This is a genomic window from Parabacteroides sp. KHUB-02, assembly GCF_056640955.1.
This window is the reverse complement of the sequence record NZ_JBWQEV010000002.1, coordinates 140,658-157,301: the sequence shown is the minus strand read 5'-3', so window position 1 is coordinate 157,301 and position 16,644 is coordinate 140,658. Positions and strand designations below refer to the sequence as shown.

Annotated in this window: 17 protein-coding genes; 9 read left to right on the top strand and 8 right to left on the bottom strand. The window is 44.3% G+C overall.

Features of this window, described 5'->3' with window-relative positions:
• Positions 1–57 precede the first annotated feature (57 nt).
• Positions 58–1,140 carry a sensor histidine kinase gene (locus ACYIA1_RS21170; RefSeq protein ID WP_230327927.1) on the bottom strand — a complete coding sequence of 361 codons (1,083 nt, stop codon included), beginning with the start codon at positions 1,138–1,140 and terminating at the stop codon, positions 58–60.
• Positions 1,141–1,570: 430 nt separating this feature from the next.
• Here ACYIA1_RS21170 and ACYIA1_RS21165 point away from each other — a divergent pair, with 430 nt between their 5' ends.
• The 5 genes from ACYIA1_RS21165 (at position 1,571) to ACYIA1_RS21145 (ending at position 5,199) form a co-directional block, all read left to right on the top strand.
• Positions 1,571–1,894 (top strand): hypothetical protein, encoded by a 324-nt coding sequence (locus ACYIA1_RS21165; protein ID WP_480336368.1) that lies wholly within the window; start codon positions 1,571–1,573, stop codon positions 1,892–1,894.
• 46 nt (positions 1,895–1,940) lie between these two features.
• On the top strand, positions 1,941–2,621 hold the full coding sequence (locus ACYIA1_RS21160; protein ID WP_005856698.1) for a YiaD family glycine zipper/OmpA-like lipoprotein: 681 nt from the start codon (positions 1,941–1,943) through the stop codon (positions 2,619–2,621).
• Positions 2,622–2,727: 106 nt separating this feature from the next.
• Positions 2,728–3,789 (top strand): endonuclease/exonuclease/phosphatase family protein, encoded by a 1,062-nt coding sequence (locus tag ACYIA1_RS21155; RefSeq protein WP_480336367.1) that lies wholly within the window; start codon positions 2,728–2,730, stop codon positions 3,787–3,789.
• A 108-nt stretch (positions 3,790–3,897) separates the two neighbouring features.
• On the top strand, positions 3,898–4,548 hold the full coding sequence (locus ACYIA1_RS21150) for a DUF4136 domain-containing protein (RefSeq protein WP_005862113.1): 651 nt from the start codon (positions 3,898–3,900) through the stop codon (positions 4,546–4,548).
• Positions 4,549–4,578: 30 nt separating this feature from the next.
• On the top strand, positions 4,579–5,199 hold the full coding sequence (locus ACYIA1_RS21145) for an outer membrane beta-barrel protein (RefSeq protein WP_005862115.1): 621 nt from the start codon (positions 4,579–4,581) through the stop codon (positions 5,197–5,199).
• Between the two features lie 78 nt (positions 5,200–5,277).
• Here the strand turns inward: ACYIA1_RS21145 and ACYIA1_RS21140 are convergent, their stop codons facing one another.
• The 6 genes from ACYIA1_RS21140 to ACYIA1_RS21115 all read right to left on the bottom strand — a co-directional run bounded on the left by ACYIA1_RS21140 (position 5,278) and on the right by ACYIA1_RS21115 (position 10,030).
• A complete protein-coding gene (locus ACYIA1_RS21140) occupies positions 5,278–5,904 on the bottom strand; it encodes a hypothetical protein (protein ID WP_005856706.1) in 627 nt (208 codons plus the stop codon).
• Complete coding sequence (locus ACYIA1_RS21135) at positions 5,885–6,691, bottom strand: metallophosphoesterase family protein (RefSeq protein ID WP_480336366.1); 807 nt, start codon at positions 6,689–6,691, stop codon at positions 5,885–5,887. Before ACYIA1_RS21135 ends, ACYIA1_RS21140 begins: the two co-directional genes overlap by 20 nt.
• 90 nt (positions 6,692–6,781) lie before the next feature.
• Positions 6,782–7,504, bottom strand: a complete 723-nt coding sequence (locus ACYIA1_RS21130; protein WP_259012886.1) for an HAD family hydrolase — start codon at positions 7,502–7,504, stop codon at positions 6,782–6,784.
• 20 nt (positions 7,505–7,524) lie between these two features.
• Positions 7,525–8,430 (bottom strand): CDP-alcohol phosphatidyltransferase family protein, encoded by a 906-nt coding sequence (locus tag ACYIA1_RS21125; RefSeq protein WP_480336365.1) that lies wholly within the window; start codon positions 8,428–8,430, stop codon positions 7,525–7,527.
• Positions 8,431–8,451: 21 nt separating this feature from the next.
• Complete coding sequence (locus ACYIA1_RS21120; protein ID WP_022192123.1) at positions 8,452–9,315, bottom strand: ATP-grasp domain-containing protein; 864 nt, start codon at positions 9,313–9,315, stop codon at positions 8,452–8,454.
• A gap of 16 nt (positions 9,316–9,331) precedes the next feature.
• Positions 9,332–10,030, bottom strand: a complete 699-nt coding sequence (locus tag ACYIA1_RS21115; protein WP_022192124.1) for a nucleotidyltransferase family protein — start codon at positions 10,028–10,030, stop codon at positions 9,332–9,334.
• A gap of 349 nt (positions 10,031–10,379) precedes the next feature.
• On the opposite strand from ACYIA1_RS21115, the gene ACYIA1_RS21110 reads away from it, so the two are divergent.
• Both ACYIA1_RS21110 and lpxZ read left to right on the top strand, forming a co-directional pair.
• Positions 10,380–10,625, top strand: a complete 246-nt coding sequence (locus ACYIA1_RS21110; RefSeq protein WP_005856718.1) for an RNA recognition motif domain-containing protein — start codon at positions 10,380–10,382, stop codon at positions 10,623–10,625.
• Between the two features lie 123 nt (positions 10,626–10,748).
• Positions 10,749–11,987: an LpxZ family protein gene (gene lpxZ / locus ACYIA1_RS21105; protein ID WP_057326296.1), complete on the top strand. Its 1,239-nt coding sequence runs from the start codon at positions 10,749–10,751 to the stop codon at positions 11,985–11,987.
• Positions 11,988–12,086: 99 nt separating this feature from the next.
• On the opposite strand, the gene xyl3A is transcribed toward lpxZ, so the two are convergent.
• Positions 12,087–14,693 carry a xylan 1,4-beta-xylosidase gene (xyl3A, locus tag ACYIA1_RS21100; RefSeq protein ID WP_005862132.1) on the bottom strand — a complete coding sequence of 869 codons (2,607 nt, stop codon included), beginning with the start codon at positions 14,691–14,693 and terminating at the stop codon, positions 12,087–12,089.
• Positions 14,694–14,898: 205 nt separating this feature from the next.
• Here xyl3A and ACYIA1_RS21095 point away from each other — a divergent pair, with 205 nt between their 5' ends.
• A complete protein-coding gene (locus ACYIA1_RS21095) occupies positions 14,899–15,729 on the top strand; it encodes a DUF5032 domain-containing protein (protein ID WP_005862134.1) in 831 nt (276 codons plus the stop codon).
• Between the two features lie 126 nt (positions 15,730–15,855).
• Complete coding sequence (locus tag ACYIA1_RS21090) at positions 15,856–16,611, top strand: NigD1/NigD2 family lipoprotein (protein WP_005856726.1); 756 nt, start codon at positions 15,856–15,858, stop codon at positions 16,609–16,611.
• The last annotated feature ends 33 nt before the right edge of the window (positions 16,612–16,644 follow it).

Genomic DNA, 16,644 nt, shown 5'->3' with positions numbered 1-16,644 from the left:
ATGTGAATCATTCCGCCTTTTTATTTTTCACTAATAGGTAGATACGGCTTGGTGCGATTATTTCCGGGTGGGAACCGTGCACCAAAATGTAGATCCTTTTCCAACGCTTGACTCCACGCCGATCTCTCCACCTAAATGTTTAATGATTAATTCACAGATAGACAGCCCGAGCCCCGTACCTTGGGTGAAGGAATCTAATTTAGCGAATCGCTCGAAAACACGGGAGATATTTTCTTCCGCTATCCCTTTTCCCGTATCGGTAACAAAGAAATAAATATCGTCTTTCCTTATTTCATATCCGATCGTTATCATTCCCTCGAAAGTGTATTTGCAAGCATTATTGATGAAATTAGCCAGTACTTGGGATAAACGGTTTCTCTCAGTATGGATAATGTAGCTTTCCGCAGGCAGTTCCGTGCGGAATTCTACTCCTTCCTTGATCTTGAATCGGTAACTCCGCCATAGGGTTTGTATAAGCTCGTTAATCTCTACTTCCGTATAAAGGAAATCCAATATACCGGCTTCTATTTTTGACATATCGAGTATGTCATTGATTAAATTAAGGAGTAGCTCATTGTTTGCGTGAATGATTTTAGCGAATTCTTTGATCTCCTCTTTATCCTCACTTTCGCTGATAAGGGTCGAGAAACCTACGATCGCATTCAATGGGGTCCGTATCTCATGGCTCATATTGGCGAGGAAAGCACTTGTCAACCGGTTTGATTCTTCCGCCTTCTCACGTAAGCGGATCACTTCTTCGGCCATATTTCGTTCGGTGTCAAGAATGTCTTTCTTATGCCGATGTTCCCTCATCGAAAGGAGGATAAGTAGAAAGGCGATAAGAGCTATCGCCACTACCTCGAATGGGGACTCTATCATGAAACTCGGGACTACTACGAGGCTCATTTGCTTAAAGGTAGAAATAGGGTAAAGTTTGGGGTTGATTGTTGACGTGGAATGGCCGTATGCTTGATCGGTTTTAGACAGGAATGATTTGTAGGCACCTTTCATGGAATGTTTAAGATCGCTTGGCGTGATTGGACTGATTACATATGAGGTCTTGAATAAGTAAGCCTTGATAGGCCCGATTTTGCTCCGGAGAGCTCGGGTACTTGTGGTACTTTGTATTTTAGGTTCCATTGTAATCATAATTTAATACATTTACTGAGTTCTAAAAGAACTTGAGTATCAAATGACTATATGTAAATAAATGATGGGGTGTATTTTGATTTTAACACAAATAAGACTGGCTTTAGTGTTTTTTGTGATCCATAAAGATATTGGAAGTCTCTTTGGGGTACTCGGTTGGAAATATATTCTTTCAAAGAAAATATCATGCGGAACAGTAAATTGCCCGGAAGCTATAAAAAATAATAGGTCTATATGATAATCAAGTATTTTTATTACCTTTGCTTCCTATAAAACCTAAGCTCTTTTAGAACTATGTTCAAGTAAGGGCATTTGCTTTTGTTAAGTCACGTCCGTAAATAAGCTTAATTGTTTTTGGGATATAAAATCAAAATATTTCCGTACATTTGCCGCTATTCAAACCAATTAAACAAGATTAATTATGAGCACGAACAATGACGAGCTACTTTATGACGAGGATGATTCCGTAAAATTTATCCAGAATTATCTTCCCCAAGAACTGAAAGGAAAGTTCAGTAATGACGATATCAACTATATCGTAGACTTGATCTACGACTTCTATGAATCTAATGGCATGCTAGATGATGATGGCGACGATGAGATCGAGATCGATGAGGAAGAGGTTGTAAATTATGTAAGTAAGAACGCCCAGAAAGACGGCGTAGGCAAATTCGAACCGGAGGAAATCACTTTTATAGTACAAGGAGAACTTGAATATTGCGATTCGATCAACATGTTTGATTGATATTTGTTATATATATAAAGTTGTTTAAGTGAAATTGTAGAAGATGATGAGGAACATTAAATTATTATCTGTTTTACTGCTATGTATGGCAGTGGTGTTTACGAGTTGCGGAACGTGGAATAACACGGCGAAGGGTACGGCGATCGGTGTAGGCGGTGGTGCCGCTGTCGGAGCTGGCGTTGGTGCCTTGGCCGGAAATACCGCATTGGGTGCCGTGATCGGTGCGGCCGTAGGTGGTACAGCCGGTGCGTTAATCGGTAAGAAAATGGATAAGCAGAAGAAGGAGCTGGAAGCTACCCTGCCTGAGGACACGAAGATCGAAAGCGTGAACAATGGTGAGGCCTTGAAGGTTACTTTTGACTCCGGTATCTTGTTTGCCACGAACTCGAGTACGTTGAGCGACGCTTCCAAGAGTGCCTTGCGTAACTTCGCTACCAGTTTGAAGGCCAATCCGGATACGGATATCCGAATCATCGGCTTTACGGATAACACCGGCAAGGTGGATTATAACCAGACCTTGTCCGAGAAACGTGCGAAGAGCGTTTACGATTACCTGATGATGCAGGGGGTAAGTACGGATCGTATGGTTTATGAAGGCAAAGGTATACATGATCCTGTGGCTAGCAATGACACTCCCGAGGGTCGTTCGTTGAACCGTCGTGTTGAGATCGTGATCTTGGCTAATCAGAAGATGATCCAAGAGGCTCAACAAGGAACGCTTCGATAAGTTTTTTAAGCTATCCCTGCCGGAAGCGGACAGGTTATAGTGTATGAATTGGGGGACTGTCTTTTCCGGATAGTCCCTTTTTTGTTTAAATCGCAGGATAGGAAGGATGAAGAAGTTGATATATATTTTATTTGTGTTGATTACGATCGCTTTTGCCGTGGCGGCCATAGCCGGATTCGCTACCGGACGTATGAATCCGGAAGGGAAGGAGTGGATCTCGTTTCCCGGATTGGTGTTATTACCGGTATTGGCGGTCAATCTATGTCTTTTCTTGATGTGGTGTGTCTTTAGGAGCCATTGGTGCTGGGTACCTTTGGCGGCGTTATTGTTGAACTGGGAGTTTTTGATATCGATGTTCCAGATACGGGTCTTCCCTAAAGAGATTCCGATAGGGAAAGAAGCGGTTAAGGTGATTACCTATAACGTGAATAATTTCAATACGGACGGAAAGAAACAGCTTCCTAATATAGCGGATTGGCTGAGAAAGGAGGACCCGGATATCGTTTGCCTCCAAGAATGCCCCGTTGAATCGGCCCTGCGGATGGATTCTCTCGCCAAGACCTTATCGTTCCTACCGTATTATTGCTCTACCCGTTCGGCTACGAAAGCGGCGGGCAACGCTATTTTCAGTAAATATCCGATCCTTCGTTTTGAGTCTATCCTATACCCGGAGTCTAGCAATAAATCCTTGTTTGCCGTCATGGATATCCAAGGGGATAGTGTTCGTGTATTTAATAACCATTTCCAAACGACTAGCGTGAATGCCGTAAAGCCTCGTCTTTACCAAGCCCATGCCGAGGGTAAACAATTGGAGGAAACCGAGGCCGCCTTCCATATGGCTTTTCAGATGAAGAAGAATTTCGTGAAACGGGCTACTCAGGCGGATTATATCCGTCAGATGTTGGATGCCGGGGAGGGGCCCGTGATTCTTTGCGGTGATTTTAATGATACACCGGCCTCTTATACGTACCGTACCGTGAAAGGTGATTTAACGGATGGGTTCCGTGACTGTGGCTCCGGTTTCGGGTACACCTTTCGTCAATTAAAGCGTATATTTCGAATTGATTACATAATTTATTCTCCTGATTTTAAGGGTGTAACTTATGATTCTCCTAATTTAGACTACAGTGACCATAAGCCCGTCGTATGGTTAGGATATGTTAATTAACACACCCAAAAGGATAGTTTTAGAACCTTTTTCAACTCATGCTGTTTTAATAGTGACTTATATATAAGCACAAATAATAGTATAAACTGTTTTAAACGTTAAAATGAGATGAAAAAGATTTTTCCTTTTTTTCTGTTAGTTCTTCTGCTGGCTTCTTGCCAAAAGGACCCGGACATGTCGAAATTGGACAATGATTTTCTGGTGTTCACGAATCATGATAAGGACGCGAAATTCGAATCGTTCACTACGTTCTACATTCCGGATAGTGTATTGGTTATCGGCACAAGCGAGAAACCTCAGTTCTGGACAGCCAATGAAGCAGACGATATTATCACTACGTTGGTGAATAATATGGAAAGCCGCGGTTTCAAACGCACGCTAGACAAAGATAACGCCGACTTAGGTCTGCAAGTTTCTTACGTACAAAGTACTCAATATTTCGCTGACTACAACGATGGTTACAACTACCCGTACTGGTGGTGGAACTATCCGGGATATTGGAGTCCGGGTTACTGGGGACCGGGTTGGGGAAATTGGTATTACCCGTATCCTGTAGTGTATAGCTATAGTGTAGGTTCCTTGTTGACTGAGTTAGTGGATTTGGATGCTCCTGCCGCTTCTAAGGCAGATGCTAAACTTCCGGTTCTTTGGACCGCTTACATGAGTGGCTTGTTGTCTGGTTCTGATAAATTCGACACTCAGCTAGCTGTTCGTGCTATCGAGCAAGCATTTGTACAATCTCCGTACGTAAAGAAATAATAATTCGAATGATTAAAAGTTTGAGGTTCTATGAAAAAGATAAATAAATTAATCGCTTTACTCATCGTTTGTATGGCGATGCCTGCTCTGGCTGGCGCCCAGGTTTTGAAAAACGCGTATTTTAATGTAGACTGGCAGATCAACTCTCCGTTCGGTCAAGACTTCTCAAAGAAGACTAGCGGTTGGGGTGCTCACGCTGAGGGTGGTTACTATGTGATTCCTAATTTCGCTATAGGTGCGTTCATCTCTTATCATACAAATAATGAGTATGTGGACCGCCAGACGATTCCGGTAAACTCAACATCCGTAATCACTTCCGATCAACAGCATTCTATCTTCCAGTTGCCTTTTGGCGCGGCTTTCCGTTATAACTTCGCTCCGGAAGGACAATTCCAGCCGTATGTTGGCGCTCAGTTAGGTGCTAGCTATAGTGAGATGTCTACCTACATGAACGTGTTGAAGGTTTACGATCGTAACTGGGGATTCTATGTAGCTCCCGAGATCGGTATGACCGTGTACTTCACACCTCAGAAACAGATCGGCGTACATATGGCCGCTTATTATAACTACGCTACCAACAAGGGGGATGTCCTCAGCTATCATATCGATGGTTTGAATAACTGGGGTATCCGCTTAGGTCTAGCGTTCTGATAGACAACGTTTGTTCTTTTAAGTGTTTTATGTAGTTTAGGGAAACGGAGGGCAGTGAATGTCTTCCGTTTCTTGCTTTTATAGGATCTGTAGTTTCACCCCGAATGAAAGGCTTAAATAATCTTTTGGCTTCAAGTAGCTGTTACCGATAGCGTTTATTATATACAAATCGCAGGTGCTCAACTCATAGAAGAAGCTGATGGATTTATGCCAGCTACTATTTGGATTCAGTTTGAGCGTGATCCGCTCCCCGATAAAGATATGGTTACGGATGCGGGTGGAGAACCAATAATATCCCGGGGGATACTTATTCGGTTGCTTGGCCCAGAAATCCCGGTCAAATAGGAAATTTACGTAGATACCGCAACAAAGAGGCTCGAAAGATACTTTTTCTCCCAGATCGATATTCCAAGGAAAATAGTTTTGTTTCAAGGTGAAAGTCACGTTCGCGTGATCATTCGCGTTGCGGGGGACGATACCCAGCAACATATCCGTTTCCCAATGATTCCGGTAATAATTCCAACCGGTACCCACGGATAGCATCGCCATGGAACCTGCGAATTGTACTTTCGTATAGCGGGGAATGACCCGTTGCCATGCGTTCTCGTACCGTTGCACTCGTTTCGTGTATTTATCCTCTTGCGCATGGAGTGTAAGGGAAAAGACACAAGTTAAGAGGAGAAGCTTAAAAATTGACCACTTCATACATATAATCGTCAGGGGTTAAGGTAAAAAGAAGATAACTTCGTTTGGCGATATTGGCGCAACCGTAGTAGATAATACCATCCTCAAACAAATCGGCTGCCGATACGCAATGGTTATGCGCATGCAAGCAGAACATTAAAGATGGTAATGTCTTGATATAAAGTTGGAACACGTCTTTCACGTTATTGTCGAACTGTTCGTTCCCGGGAGGGGCGTGCATGACTACGATCGTGCGTTTATTACGGGTACTATCCGCTATCTCATTCTTTAGGAAATTAAAATCGGGTACCGGATGGGAATAATCATACTCGATAGCGTTCGTATTGAGGCATACGAATTTCACGTCGCTCACGACAAACGAGAAGTTCTCATTCCCAAAGATTTTACGAAATACTTGGTCGCCATTACCGATCACGTCGTGATTACCGATCAATCCTACGTAAGGCACTTTTAGTTTGGACAAGATATCATCGTTCCACTCGAATTCCTTCTTTAAGCCGAACTCCGTATAATCTCCTCCATGGATAATGAAATCGATGCTATCTAATTGATTAACGTACTTGACGAAATCTTCCGTCTCATTATAACTCCGCTGGGTATCGCCCATAAAAATAAAACGGATCGTGTCCTTCCCTTCGCTGACTTTCTCGATACGCTCGATATTGGTCGGGTTGATCTCCCGGGAAGTATCGGAATCCAGACGGCCGTCATACGGATGATAGTCGATTAAGTCGCAAGCCGTGAGGAGCGTAGCGGCAGAAAGCCATATGTATTTCTTTAAAAACATAGCATCCTAACTTTTTTATATGCAAAGTTAGGATGCTATCAGTACCAAAAAAGGTCATTTCTGAGCTTATACTGGTCTAAAATGTATATTCTATAAAGCGAATACTTGCTTTATTTCCGTGAAGTCGGATAATACGATATCGGCAGTCTCATTTCCTTTATAAGCGCTCCAACCAATACTTTTTAGCCAGATTGTCTGGCATCCGATCCGGGTGGCGGGGACGATATCCTTATCATAGGAATCACCTACGACAACAATCTCGTCGGCGGGAAATCCCAGTTTATCCACTCCTAATCGGAAGATCGCCGGGTCCGGCTTACGGATACCTACGACCGCCGATTCCACGATAGCGCCGAATAAATGATCCAAACCGAAATCTTTCAACACGGATTCTATGTTCCCATAGAAGTTCGATACCAATACCAATGGGTAACGTTCCGCTAATTGCTCCAGAATGGGGCGGGCGCTATCGATTGCCTTCCGGGCGTATTCGTAACACCAATCCGCTAATTGTTCCGGTAACTCCGGGGTAATCGCCTCGGCGGATAAATGCCCGTTCTCTTTCAGCCATTGGATTTGTAAATCGCTTTTCAAGCGCAGCATATCCAGAAACGTATGATGAGGCTTCACGATCGGATTCTTTCCAAGCGTTCTTTCTCCATGTACATAGGCATCACGGAAAACCGCTTTGGATACGGGAACCTTCAAGGCCTCATACGCCATCCAGATCACCTCTGCCCAGTGCATGCCGTTACTGTCTATCGTTCCGCCGTAATCAAAGAGGATTCCTTTTACTTTGTCTAATTTGAACATAATCGAATGGGATAAAAACGTTATAATTGTTTGCTGAAATCTTCACAAATATGCTCATGTTTTTTGATCATATAGAGCAACATCAAGTTTAATACGGTCAGCTCGAATACGAAATACAGCCAAGGCATGTCGATGAAAAGGCTGACAAACAAAGCGATCACCCGGGTATTGAATGATAGCATATTTGTATATTTCATTAATGGCAGGCTCTTTGTTCGAAAAGCCTTACGGAACCATTCCGGCGCTTGTCCGTTGTATTTCTCACGGATGATGTTCATCATGTGTTGGAATTTAGGTGTCCATGCTTCTTGACCTACCGTATAATTAATGTAGAAGGTCTCGAACAATTTATAGATAAAGTCATGTTTCCAACTCATCTTCTTATAATTCTCCTTCAATAGGGGAGAGTGGGAGAGCTCGCTACCCGATTTACCTTTCAAGAACAACAAGTGAATATTGCGATAATAATCCGCCATGGCCGCTTGCTTGCTATGGAAGAATCCCGTCGTAGCCGCCAATAGCCAGATCCATATTCCCCATTCCGGCGTGAGGCGTAAGCAGATTGCCGCGTAGATAGCGATAAACCAGAAATCGCCGGCGGCACCGTCCAAGATACGTCCCAAGGCACTTTTCTGTCCGGTCATACGGGCTAATTGTCCGTCTGCGCTATCATACGAGTTTGCCCAGATTAACAGTAACATGCCGATCACGTTGATAGCGAGGCTCTGGAAATAGAAACAGATACCTGCCGCTATGCCGATAAAGATGCTGGCGATCGTGATACTATTGGGCGATACCCCCAATTTATTAAAGAACAAAGCCCATTGGTAGCCAATAGGACGATAGAAATGAATATCGATAAACTCCTCGGTGTCCAAAGATTTTAAGGTTGACTCCAGACTGGGAGTAGACTTAGTCTCACTCATGATTGATTTTGTTAAAACGATTTAGATGTGTTCTCGCATAAGATCCCAGATACGACGTGCGATGTTTGGAGCCGCTTCTTCCCGGCAAGGGGCGAAACTAGGCCAATCGTTGAAATCGATAATCCGCATGACACCATCCTCGGAGACAATGCAATCTCCCCCGTAAATATGTATGTTCAATACCTCCGCAGCCTTGTGGCAAAGCAGACGAAGCTGCGCTTCGTCGAAGGGGATCCCCTTCGCTGTACCATTGATAACTTCTAAACCAAATTTACTATGATGCATGTTCGATGGATAGAACCAATAAAAGAAATCGGTTCCAGCTACCCCGTAAAATTTCACCAAATCGCCTACCAGATGCTCATTGATTACCGCCGACGGGATACCACGGATAGCGTATTCCTTCAATATGCTTTTCGCCTCTTCCGGGTTTCTTACGTAGGTGACGTCTTCCCGGTGGATGGCGTGGAAATCTCCCCGTTTGATCCAGCAATTAAAGAAACCGGCTTTCTCAAGGGCTTCTGTCGGATCCTCATCTGTCCGTAAGATTAAACTTTCCGGATGGGAGATATGATTGGATAATAGGAGGCGGGTCATTTTCTCACGGGTACAATTCTCGATCCCGTAACCCGAGTTCACCACGAAATAATTTTTATCCTCTAGTTCTTGCAGCTTATGGATGGACTTCCAGTCTCTTACCATATTAAAGATACCCTTTTCCTTCGGGTCTTGTAGCAGCAGATCCGATTCGATATATTCGTTTACATCGCATCCCAATTTTCGTAAATGCTGGGCTGTCAAGGCGAAGATCGCCGCGTCGTTGCCGATATGATTGGGGGAGAATTGATTTCCTCTGCGGATACCTGCTAAAGTTAATTTACTCATTGTTAGACAGTATTCTTTATGACTTTAAAAATGATTCGGCTTTCAAAATGTCATCGGCGTGATCCACGTCGATGATCTTGCTGAAAGGATAGGCCTTTAGCCTCAACCCCTCGGCGATGAGCTGCCGTTGATAATTGCGCATTCTCGACATTCCCTGCGAGATGGCGTTGTTCAATACACCCAGAGCCGGACGCCTCAAGCAATAGATACCTCCCGATATGTAACGGCAATCACCGTCTGCCTGATCTAGGAAATTCCGGACGTAAAGTTCGTTGTCTGTTTCTACATATAAGGGTTTCTCGTCATCAATAAAATCAGTGACGGCCATCAATCCGTCCAGTTTATCCTCTTGGATGAACTGTTGGATATAGCCGCTGAACTCTTCTTCCTTGAAGATCGTGTCTACAGTAGTTAAACAAATCTTATCACCATCCAGATAATGACTCAGCTCGTAGAAGCTGTGCATAGAGCTGGGGGTGGATTTTACCAACAGGTAAAAGGGTATAGGTAGTCGCAGGGCCTTCAGGTAATCCTGTACCTCGGTCATCTCCTCGTTTACGATGATACTGATAGAGGTAGCGTTATTTTTCAAAAAAACGTCTATCAACCGGTCTATCAGAGCGACACCGTTGAGTCTAACCAGAGGCTTTGGCCACTTAACACCTTCTTGCGCCAAGCGGGAGCCTTCGCCGGCGGCAATGATCGCGTAATCCATAACTTTTATTAGTTCAAATAATAATTTCGCAAAGTTACGAGATTTCTGAGATAGTTTTAGGCTATATCGTTGATATAATTGGTCAAAATTTCTATAAATTAGGACTATTTGACTAGAACAACAAAGACGTTATAAAGAGCTTGAATGTTTTTTTGAAAATAATTATCGTTTTATAGTTGCTAATTCAAATAGAATGCTTTCCTTTGTGCCATGAACAAAAGATAGTTTGTATAGCTCTTTTATCTTTTAGCATTTATTCATCAGCGATGATAATACTTTCTTTTAGAGATTGACTTCACCAACCATCCTTGTTTTATTATTAATTTTTATTTTTTTATATCATTTTCGTATGAATATTTACATTGGAAACCTGAATTATCGGGTAAGAGAATCAGACTTACAACAGATTCTGGAAGAGTATGGTGTTGTAGACTCAGTTAAAATCATTGTTGACCGTGACACAAAACGTTCTAAGGGCTTCGCTTTCGCTGAGATGCCTAACGCTGCAGAGGCTCAAAAAGCTATCGAGGAGTTGAACCAAGCTGAGTACGAAGGTCGTCAGATGGTTGTTAAAGAAGCTATCCCTAGACGTTAAATTTTAGAAGAAAGAAATTTTTAAAATAAGACGAAAAAGCGGGGAAACGAGGTGAAAACTTCCGTTTCCCCGCTTTCTTTTTTCAGTGTATTTTGTTTATGTTCGCGAGAAATTTTAAGAGTGATGAAGAATATAGGTGCTAGGAGTCTCATTGTGGGTCTTTGCTTGATGGGATTGGGGAGTTGGTCTCCCTCGCTGAAGGCGCAGATCGCGGATCGTGTCTATAAGACGGATTATCATATCGACCCGGAGAAGGCCCGGGAGTTGTCCGTGGAGTTGGATAATATTAGCTTCTTCAAGGATAACGAGTATACGGGTAAATTTACCAAGGGGTATTCGTTGCCGGGGCTTTGGGTACAAGGCAAAGCGGTTTATTATCCCTTGCGGAATATCAAGTTGGAGGCGGGTGTCCATATGTTGATCTATCATGGGGCGAATAAATATCCGAGCATGGCTTATCAGGATATCGCTTATTGGAAGGGAGACCAATACCAAAAAGGGGTACATGTGTTGCCCTATTTCCGGGCGCAGATGGCCCTCTCGGATCATGTGAACATCGTGCTGGGAAATATTTACGGCGCTTCCAACCATAATTTGATAGAGCCTCTTTATAATCCGGAGTTGAATTTGACCTGCGATCCCGAGGCGGGCTTGCAGTTGTTGTATGACTCGAAGGCTTTCGACTTGGATGTGTGGGTGAACTGGCAGAGCTTTATTTTCCGGGAGGATGTGCATCAAGAGGCGTTTACCGTCGGGATCTCTTCACGGCTAAAGTACAACGACCCGGCTTCCCGTTTCCATTTCTATACGCCGGTGCAAGGATTGGTGCAGCATAGGGGAGGCGAGATCGACACGATCTTCAACAATTCCGTGCAAACCTTGATGAATGGCGCGATCGGTGTCGGAGGTGTATGGAATACCGGACATCGTATTTTCAAGAACTTGAACGTGGAACTGGATGCTACCGGTTATTATCAGCAAGCGGGAGAGATATGGCCTTTTGACAGCGGATATGGCTTGTATGCCCGTGCTTCCGCCGATATCTATGATTTCCGGGTGAAAACGTCGTATTGGACCTGCAAGGATTTCATCTCTATGTTTGGTAGCCCGTTTTTCGGGGCGGCCTCGATGATTGATGAGGGGGTTACGTTCGACCGTCCGCAAATGATCTATCTGGGGGTGGAATATTCCCGGCAACTAGCGAAGGGTTTCTCGATAGGAGTAGATGTGGACGTTTTTCATCATCTCTCCGGAGATATGAATGATGCGGATGGAGTAAAACAACCGATGGGAAGCGCCACGAGTTTTACGGCAGGGGTTTACATGCGTATCAATCCGTCTTTCTTGATTAAAAAATTCTGATCATTACCTTCATACATAAACACAGTAGTATTCGATTGTGAATACTACTGTGTTTTTCTATGAATACTATTGTGTTCAGCCGTGAATACAATAGTGTTTTTATTCAATTACTAAATCAATCTTTTTCAGTGTCTTATCGTCCGAGGAACCTCCATATAGGATTTGGTATTTACCCGGGCGAACCTCCATGGTCTGCGTATTGTCATTGAAGGATTGGAAAGCTTTCGGTTCCAATTGGATGCTAACCGGTTGTTCGCTGCCAGCCTTCACGTTCACACGTTTGAATGCTTTCATCGCTTTTAGCGGTCCGGCAGGATCGTTCGGGTTCTTGATGTAGATCTGAGCGACCTCGTCACCATCCATCTTGCCTGTATTGGCGATATCGAAGGAGAGGGTAACCGATTCGTTGGAAGCGATCTTATCCTTTGACAACTTAGCGTTCTTATAATCGAATGTTGTATAGCTCAAGCCATAACCGAACGGATAAAGCGGAGTCTGCGTCATGTAACGATAGGTACGGCCCTTCATGCTGTAATCTTGGAAGTCCGGAAGTTGGTCTACGGATTTATAGAACGTGATCGGCAAGCGTCCGGCCGGGTTATAGTCTCCGAATAAAACGTCGGCCACGGCTGTTCCACCTTCTTGTCCGCCATACCAAGCGTTCAAGATAGCGTTTACATGATCGTTCTCCCAGTTCAATGCCAATGCGCTACCCGTACATACCACGTATACTACAGGCTTTCCGGTGGCTACCAAGGCTTTGACCATTTCCTTCTGTACGGCCGGGATCTCGATATTCGTGCGGTCGCCTTTCCGGAAACCTTCAGCGTCTACCGGCATTTCCTCACCTTCCAGACGTGGAGAGATACCACCTACGAATACGATGACATCAGCGTCTTTAACCTTGCTGGCCGTAGCTTGGAAATCTACGGGTGTGCGTACGCCTACCGTAAAGTTCAGGTCAGCGCTACCCGTGCGTTGCATATATTCGATCTTTATGGGATATTTCTCACCTTTCTTAGCGTTTAGCGTATAGAGTTTTTCCGCTCCATATTCGTTTTCCCATACCTCGGCGACTTTAGCCGTATCGATATACAGGCGGAATGCGTCGTTTCCGGATAGTTTGAACTCGACAGGACCATCTATCGGAGACTCGAATTCACCCGTAAAGCGAGCCGTGAAATTCGTCAAGTTCACGTTCGGGGCGAATTGGGTGTTACCTCCAGTGGTATAATGAAGCTCTTTCGCTAATCCCTTGTAGGCGGGGGTACCCTCGAACTCGGTATTGTTGAAGAATTCGGAGGCGAAACCCTGTCCCGCCGTGGAAGATACGTGGCTACCTAGGTCTGTCACGACAAAATCGGCGGTATGGTTGCAACCCAGCTCGTAGATAACCTCTGCGTTCGGGACTTTATTGCGGATACCTTCCACGATCGTAACGGTCTTGGTCGGGAAGCCGTTGTAGTTGGCCCATAGCATGGTAGAGTCCGCCGCGTTCGGTCCGACTACGGCGATCTTCTTGATATTCTTGTCCAGTGGAAGCATATTATTCTTGTTCTTCAACAAAACGATACTTTTACGTGCCATATCCAGTGCCTTGGCGATATGCTCCGGGCTCTCGACTACGCTGTAAGGTATCTTAGAATAAGGAACCCGCTCGTCCGGATCGAACATACCTAGCTCGAAGCGGCCTTTCAGTAGGCGGCGTAAGGATACGTCCAGATCTTTCTCCGAGATCTTACCGTCGGCCAAGGCTTTGTTTAGCGCACGGTAGCTACCGCCACATTCTAGGTCGGTACCGTTCAATACGGCGTCGGCGGATGCGCTCTCAGCGTCCGGGTGCGTCTCATGACGAGGCGTATTCTTGTCTTTCCTCCAGAAATCATCGATAGCACCGCAATCGGACAGGATGATATTGTCGTATCCCCAACTGTTACGCAAGATATCGATCAATAATTTGTCGCTACTACAGCAAGGTTTACCCTCGAAACGATTGTAGGCGCACATTACCTCTTGTACATCGCCTTCCTTAACTAATGCCTCGAAAGCCGGAAGATACGTCTCGTACAAGTCACGAGGGGTAGCTTCTGCGTTGAATTCGTGGCGGTTCCATTCCGGGCCGCTGTGTACGGCGTAATGCTTGGCGCAAGCGTGTGTCTTATAATAATTAGGATCATCGCCTTGCAATCCGCGGGTTACGGCTACGCCCATCTTCTCGGTCAAGTAAGGGTCCTCGCCATAGGTTTCCATACCCCGTCCCCAGCGAGGGTCACGGAAGATATTGATATTCGGGGTCCAGAAAGTAAGACCTTTGTAACGGTCGTACTCCTTGTCTTTCTGGTATTGGTGGTATTTGGCACGGGCCTCGTCGCTGACCATCGTGAAGGTCTCGTGAACGGCGTTATCGTCGAAGGTAGCCGCCATGGCGATCGCTTGCGGGAATACGGTCGCACGTCCGGCACGAGCCACGCCGTGAAGAGCCTCGTTCCACCAGTCGTAAGTCGGGATTCCCAAACGCTCGATGGCGGGGGTTACGTTCATCATTTGGCCGATTTTCTCCTCCGGTGTCAGTCGGGATAGTAAGTCGTCGATACGTTCTTCCAAGGGAAGATCCGGATTCCGGAAAGGGTAATCTTGTTGTTTTTCACTACAAGAGGCGGTGAGTAGGAGGGTGATCATCGCTACTGTCAGTTGTTTCATTTTCATGTTATTAAATTTTAGATATTGTTTATCTTACATTATTACTTATTGTAAACTATTTTAAGATAGATCGTTATCTTTGATATTGATGGAGCAAAACTACGATTTTAGAAGCATTTTTTCAAACAGGAACACTTAAAATAGGTTACTTTAGTGGTTATTCATTTAAAAGCCCTATTTTTGCCGTAACAGATTAAAACACGAAAGAATGATGAAGAAGTATCTATTTTTGTTACTAATAGGGGCCGCTAGCCTGACGGCCTGCGGAGACGATGACGATCCCGTTGTTCCGGAATTGAATAAGCTAACGAAAGTTTCTTGTTATAAAGACGGAGCTTCAAGCCCGCTTTTTACCGCTGATATCAATTATATGAATGACGGGAAAATATCGAGTATATCTTTCCATGGAGATAAAGAGTTTCGTCTTTTCTCTTCTGACAACAAATATTTGATGATAGATATCTCTACCGGGGACGAACTAGGAGAATATATATTAAGTGGAAATGTGATCACGGCAAAGAACGTCTTGAGGAAAAATTCGTATGCGAGTAATGAGGTCTATGTGAGTGATGAATATAAGTATGGTTATTCCGGATCTAATCTGGTGTTGACCTCATGGGTAGCTCGTTGGCCGAAAGAAGACGGTCAAGGGTATGAGAGTGAGGATTACAGGGAATATGATAAGTTTTATTGGGAAAACGGGAATGTGGTAACTTTTTCTCGGAATCAGGATCGGATGGAGTATGAGTATAGTACGGTGGAGAGGCCTGAAAATTATCCTCTACGTGTGATCGGCTCTTTTGCTCCGGTTGATTTTGAAGCTGTGACTCCCTTGAACCTATTATATGGTGTTCAGAACCGGAATCTTCCGATCCGTGCCTACACCTATACGATCCCTAACCAGAGCGAGGTGAAAGCTGAGTACAAATACACCTATACCACCGTGGGAGATTATATAATGTGTATGACTATCGATGAGAATGACGGAGGAACCGCAAGCTCTTATAAGTATACTTTCGAGTATAATTTCGCCGTGAAGTAAGGAGACATGCCTTGTTTGGTTTAATTAACATACGCATATGCAGCATTTCCGCCCTAAAACACATTTCTAATTTTATAGAATTAAAAGGTTGATTAGTTTAATTGATAAACTTAGAAAGGAAGTATTATGAACGGATTCTTTAATTTTAGGAAATTAGTTGTAGGTGTAATGGCGGCTACTTGTTTTATGGGGTTTCAATCTTGCTTGGACGATGATGATGATTATCCTTACAGTAAAGTGTTGCCGAATGCGTTGGTGACGGTTAAGCCGGTCGATGATGGTTCATATTTTCTTCAATTGGATGATAGCACGACCTTGTTGCCTGTCAATATGACCTCTTCTCCCTTCGGGCAGAAGGAGGTGAGAGCGTTGGTGAATTTTGACGAGACGAACGAGTCTAGCGGAATTTACAGCAAGGCCGTAAATATTAATTGGATCGACAGTATCCTTACAAAACCAATCGCTCCGGATTTGGGGGTGACTAGCAACGATTCGATCTATGGCTCTGACCCTGTGGAGATCGTGAACGATTGGGTTACCATCGCCGAGGACGGATATCTGACACTCCGTTTCAGGACGATCTGGGGAGACCGCAATAAGGCTCATTTTGTAAACCTACTGACAGGCAAGGACCCGGAGAATCCTTATGAGGTAGAGTTCCGCCATAATGCTTATGGCGATGTATATGGCGCATATGCGGATGGACTGGTCGCTTTTAAATTGGATAGCCTTCCGGATACGAATGGTAAGACGGTTAAGTTGAAATTAAAATGGAAGTCATTTGATGGCGATAAATCTGTGGAATTCAATTATTGTTCACGCAAGTCTACTCCGGCAAAAGCATCCATAGCTGCCGAGAGAAGCGCCTTAAATTTGAAATAGGTCGGTTTGATCGTTTAAATAGATGGGGATTTG

Coding starts and splice junctions, on each gene's coding strand:
- ACYIA1_RS21170 (WP_230327927.1), bottom strand. CDS start 1,140: ATGGAACCTAAAATACAAAGTACCACAAGTACCCGAGCTCTCCGGAGC.
- ACYIA1_RS21165 (WP_480336368.1), top strand. CDS start 1,571: ATGAGCACGAACAATGACGAGCTACTTTATGACGAGGATGATTCCGTA.
- ACYIA1_RS21160 (WP_005856698.1), top strand. CDS start 1,941: ATGAGGAACATTAAATTATTATCTGTTTTACTGCTATGTATGGCAGTG.
- ACYIA1_RS21155 (WP_480336367.1), top strand. CDS start 2,728: ATGAAGAAGTTGATATATATTTTATTTGTGTTGATTACGATCGCTTTT.
- ACYIA1_RS21150 (WP_005862113.1), top strand. CDS start 3,898: ATGAAAAAGATTTTTCCTTTTTTTCTGTTAGTTCTTCTGCTGGCTTCT.
- ACYIA1_RS21145 (WP_005862115.1), top strand. CDS start 4,579: ATGAAAAAGATAAATAAATTAATCGCTTTACTCATCGTTTGTATGGCG.
- ACYIA1_RS21140 (WP_005856706.1), bottom strand. CDS start 5,904: ATGAAGTGGTCAATTTTTAAGCTTCTCCTCTTAACTTGTGTCTTTTCC.
- ACYIA1_RS21135 (WP_480336366.1), bottom strand. CDS start 6,691: ATGTTTTTAAAGAAATACATATGGCTTTCTGCCGCTACGCTCCTCACG.
- ACYIA1_RS21130 (WP_259012886.1), bottom strand. CDS start 7,504: ATGTTCAAATTAGACAAAGTAAAAGGAATCCTCTTTGATTACGGCGGA.
- ACYIA1_RS21125 (WP_480336365.1), bottom strand. CDS start 8,430: ATGAGTGAGACTAAGTCTACTCCCAGTCTGGAGTCAACCTTAAAATCT.
- ACYIA1_RS21120 (WP_022192123.1), bottom strand. CDS start 9,315: ATGAGTAAATTAACTTTAGCAGGTATCCGCAGAGGAAATCAATTCTCC.
- ACYIA1_RS21115 (WP_022192124.1), bottom strand. CDS start 10,030: ATGGATTACGCGATCATTGCCGCCGGCGAAGGCTCCCGCTTGGCGCAA.
- ACYIA1_RS21110 (WP_005856718.1), top strand. CDS start 10,380: ATGAATATTTACATTGGAAACCTGAATTATCGGGTAAGAGAATCAGAC.
- lpxZ (WP_057326296.1), top strand. CDS start 10,749: ATGAAGAATATAGGTGCTAGGAGTCTCATTGTGGGTCTTTGCTTGATG.
- xyl3A (WP_005862132.1), bottom strand. CDS start 14,693: ATGAAAATGAAACAACTGACAGTAGCGATGATCACCCTCCTACTCACC.
- ACYIA1_RS21095 (WP_005862134.1), top strand. CDS start 14,899: ATGAAGAAGTATCTATTTTTGTTACTAATAGGGGCCGCTAGCCTGACG.
- ACYIA1_RS21090 (WP_005856726.1), top strand. CDS start 15,856: ATGAACGGATTCTTTAATTTTAGGAAATTAGTTGTAGGTGTAATGGCG.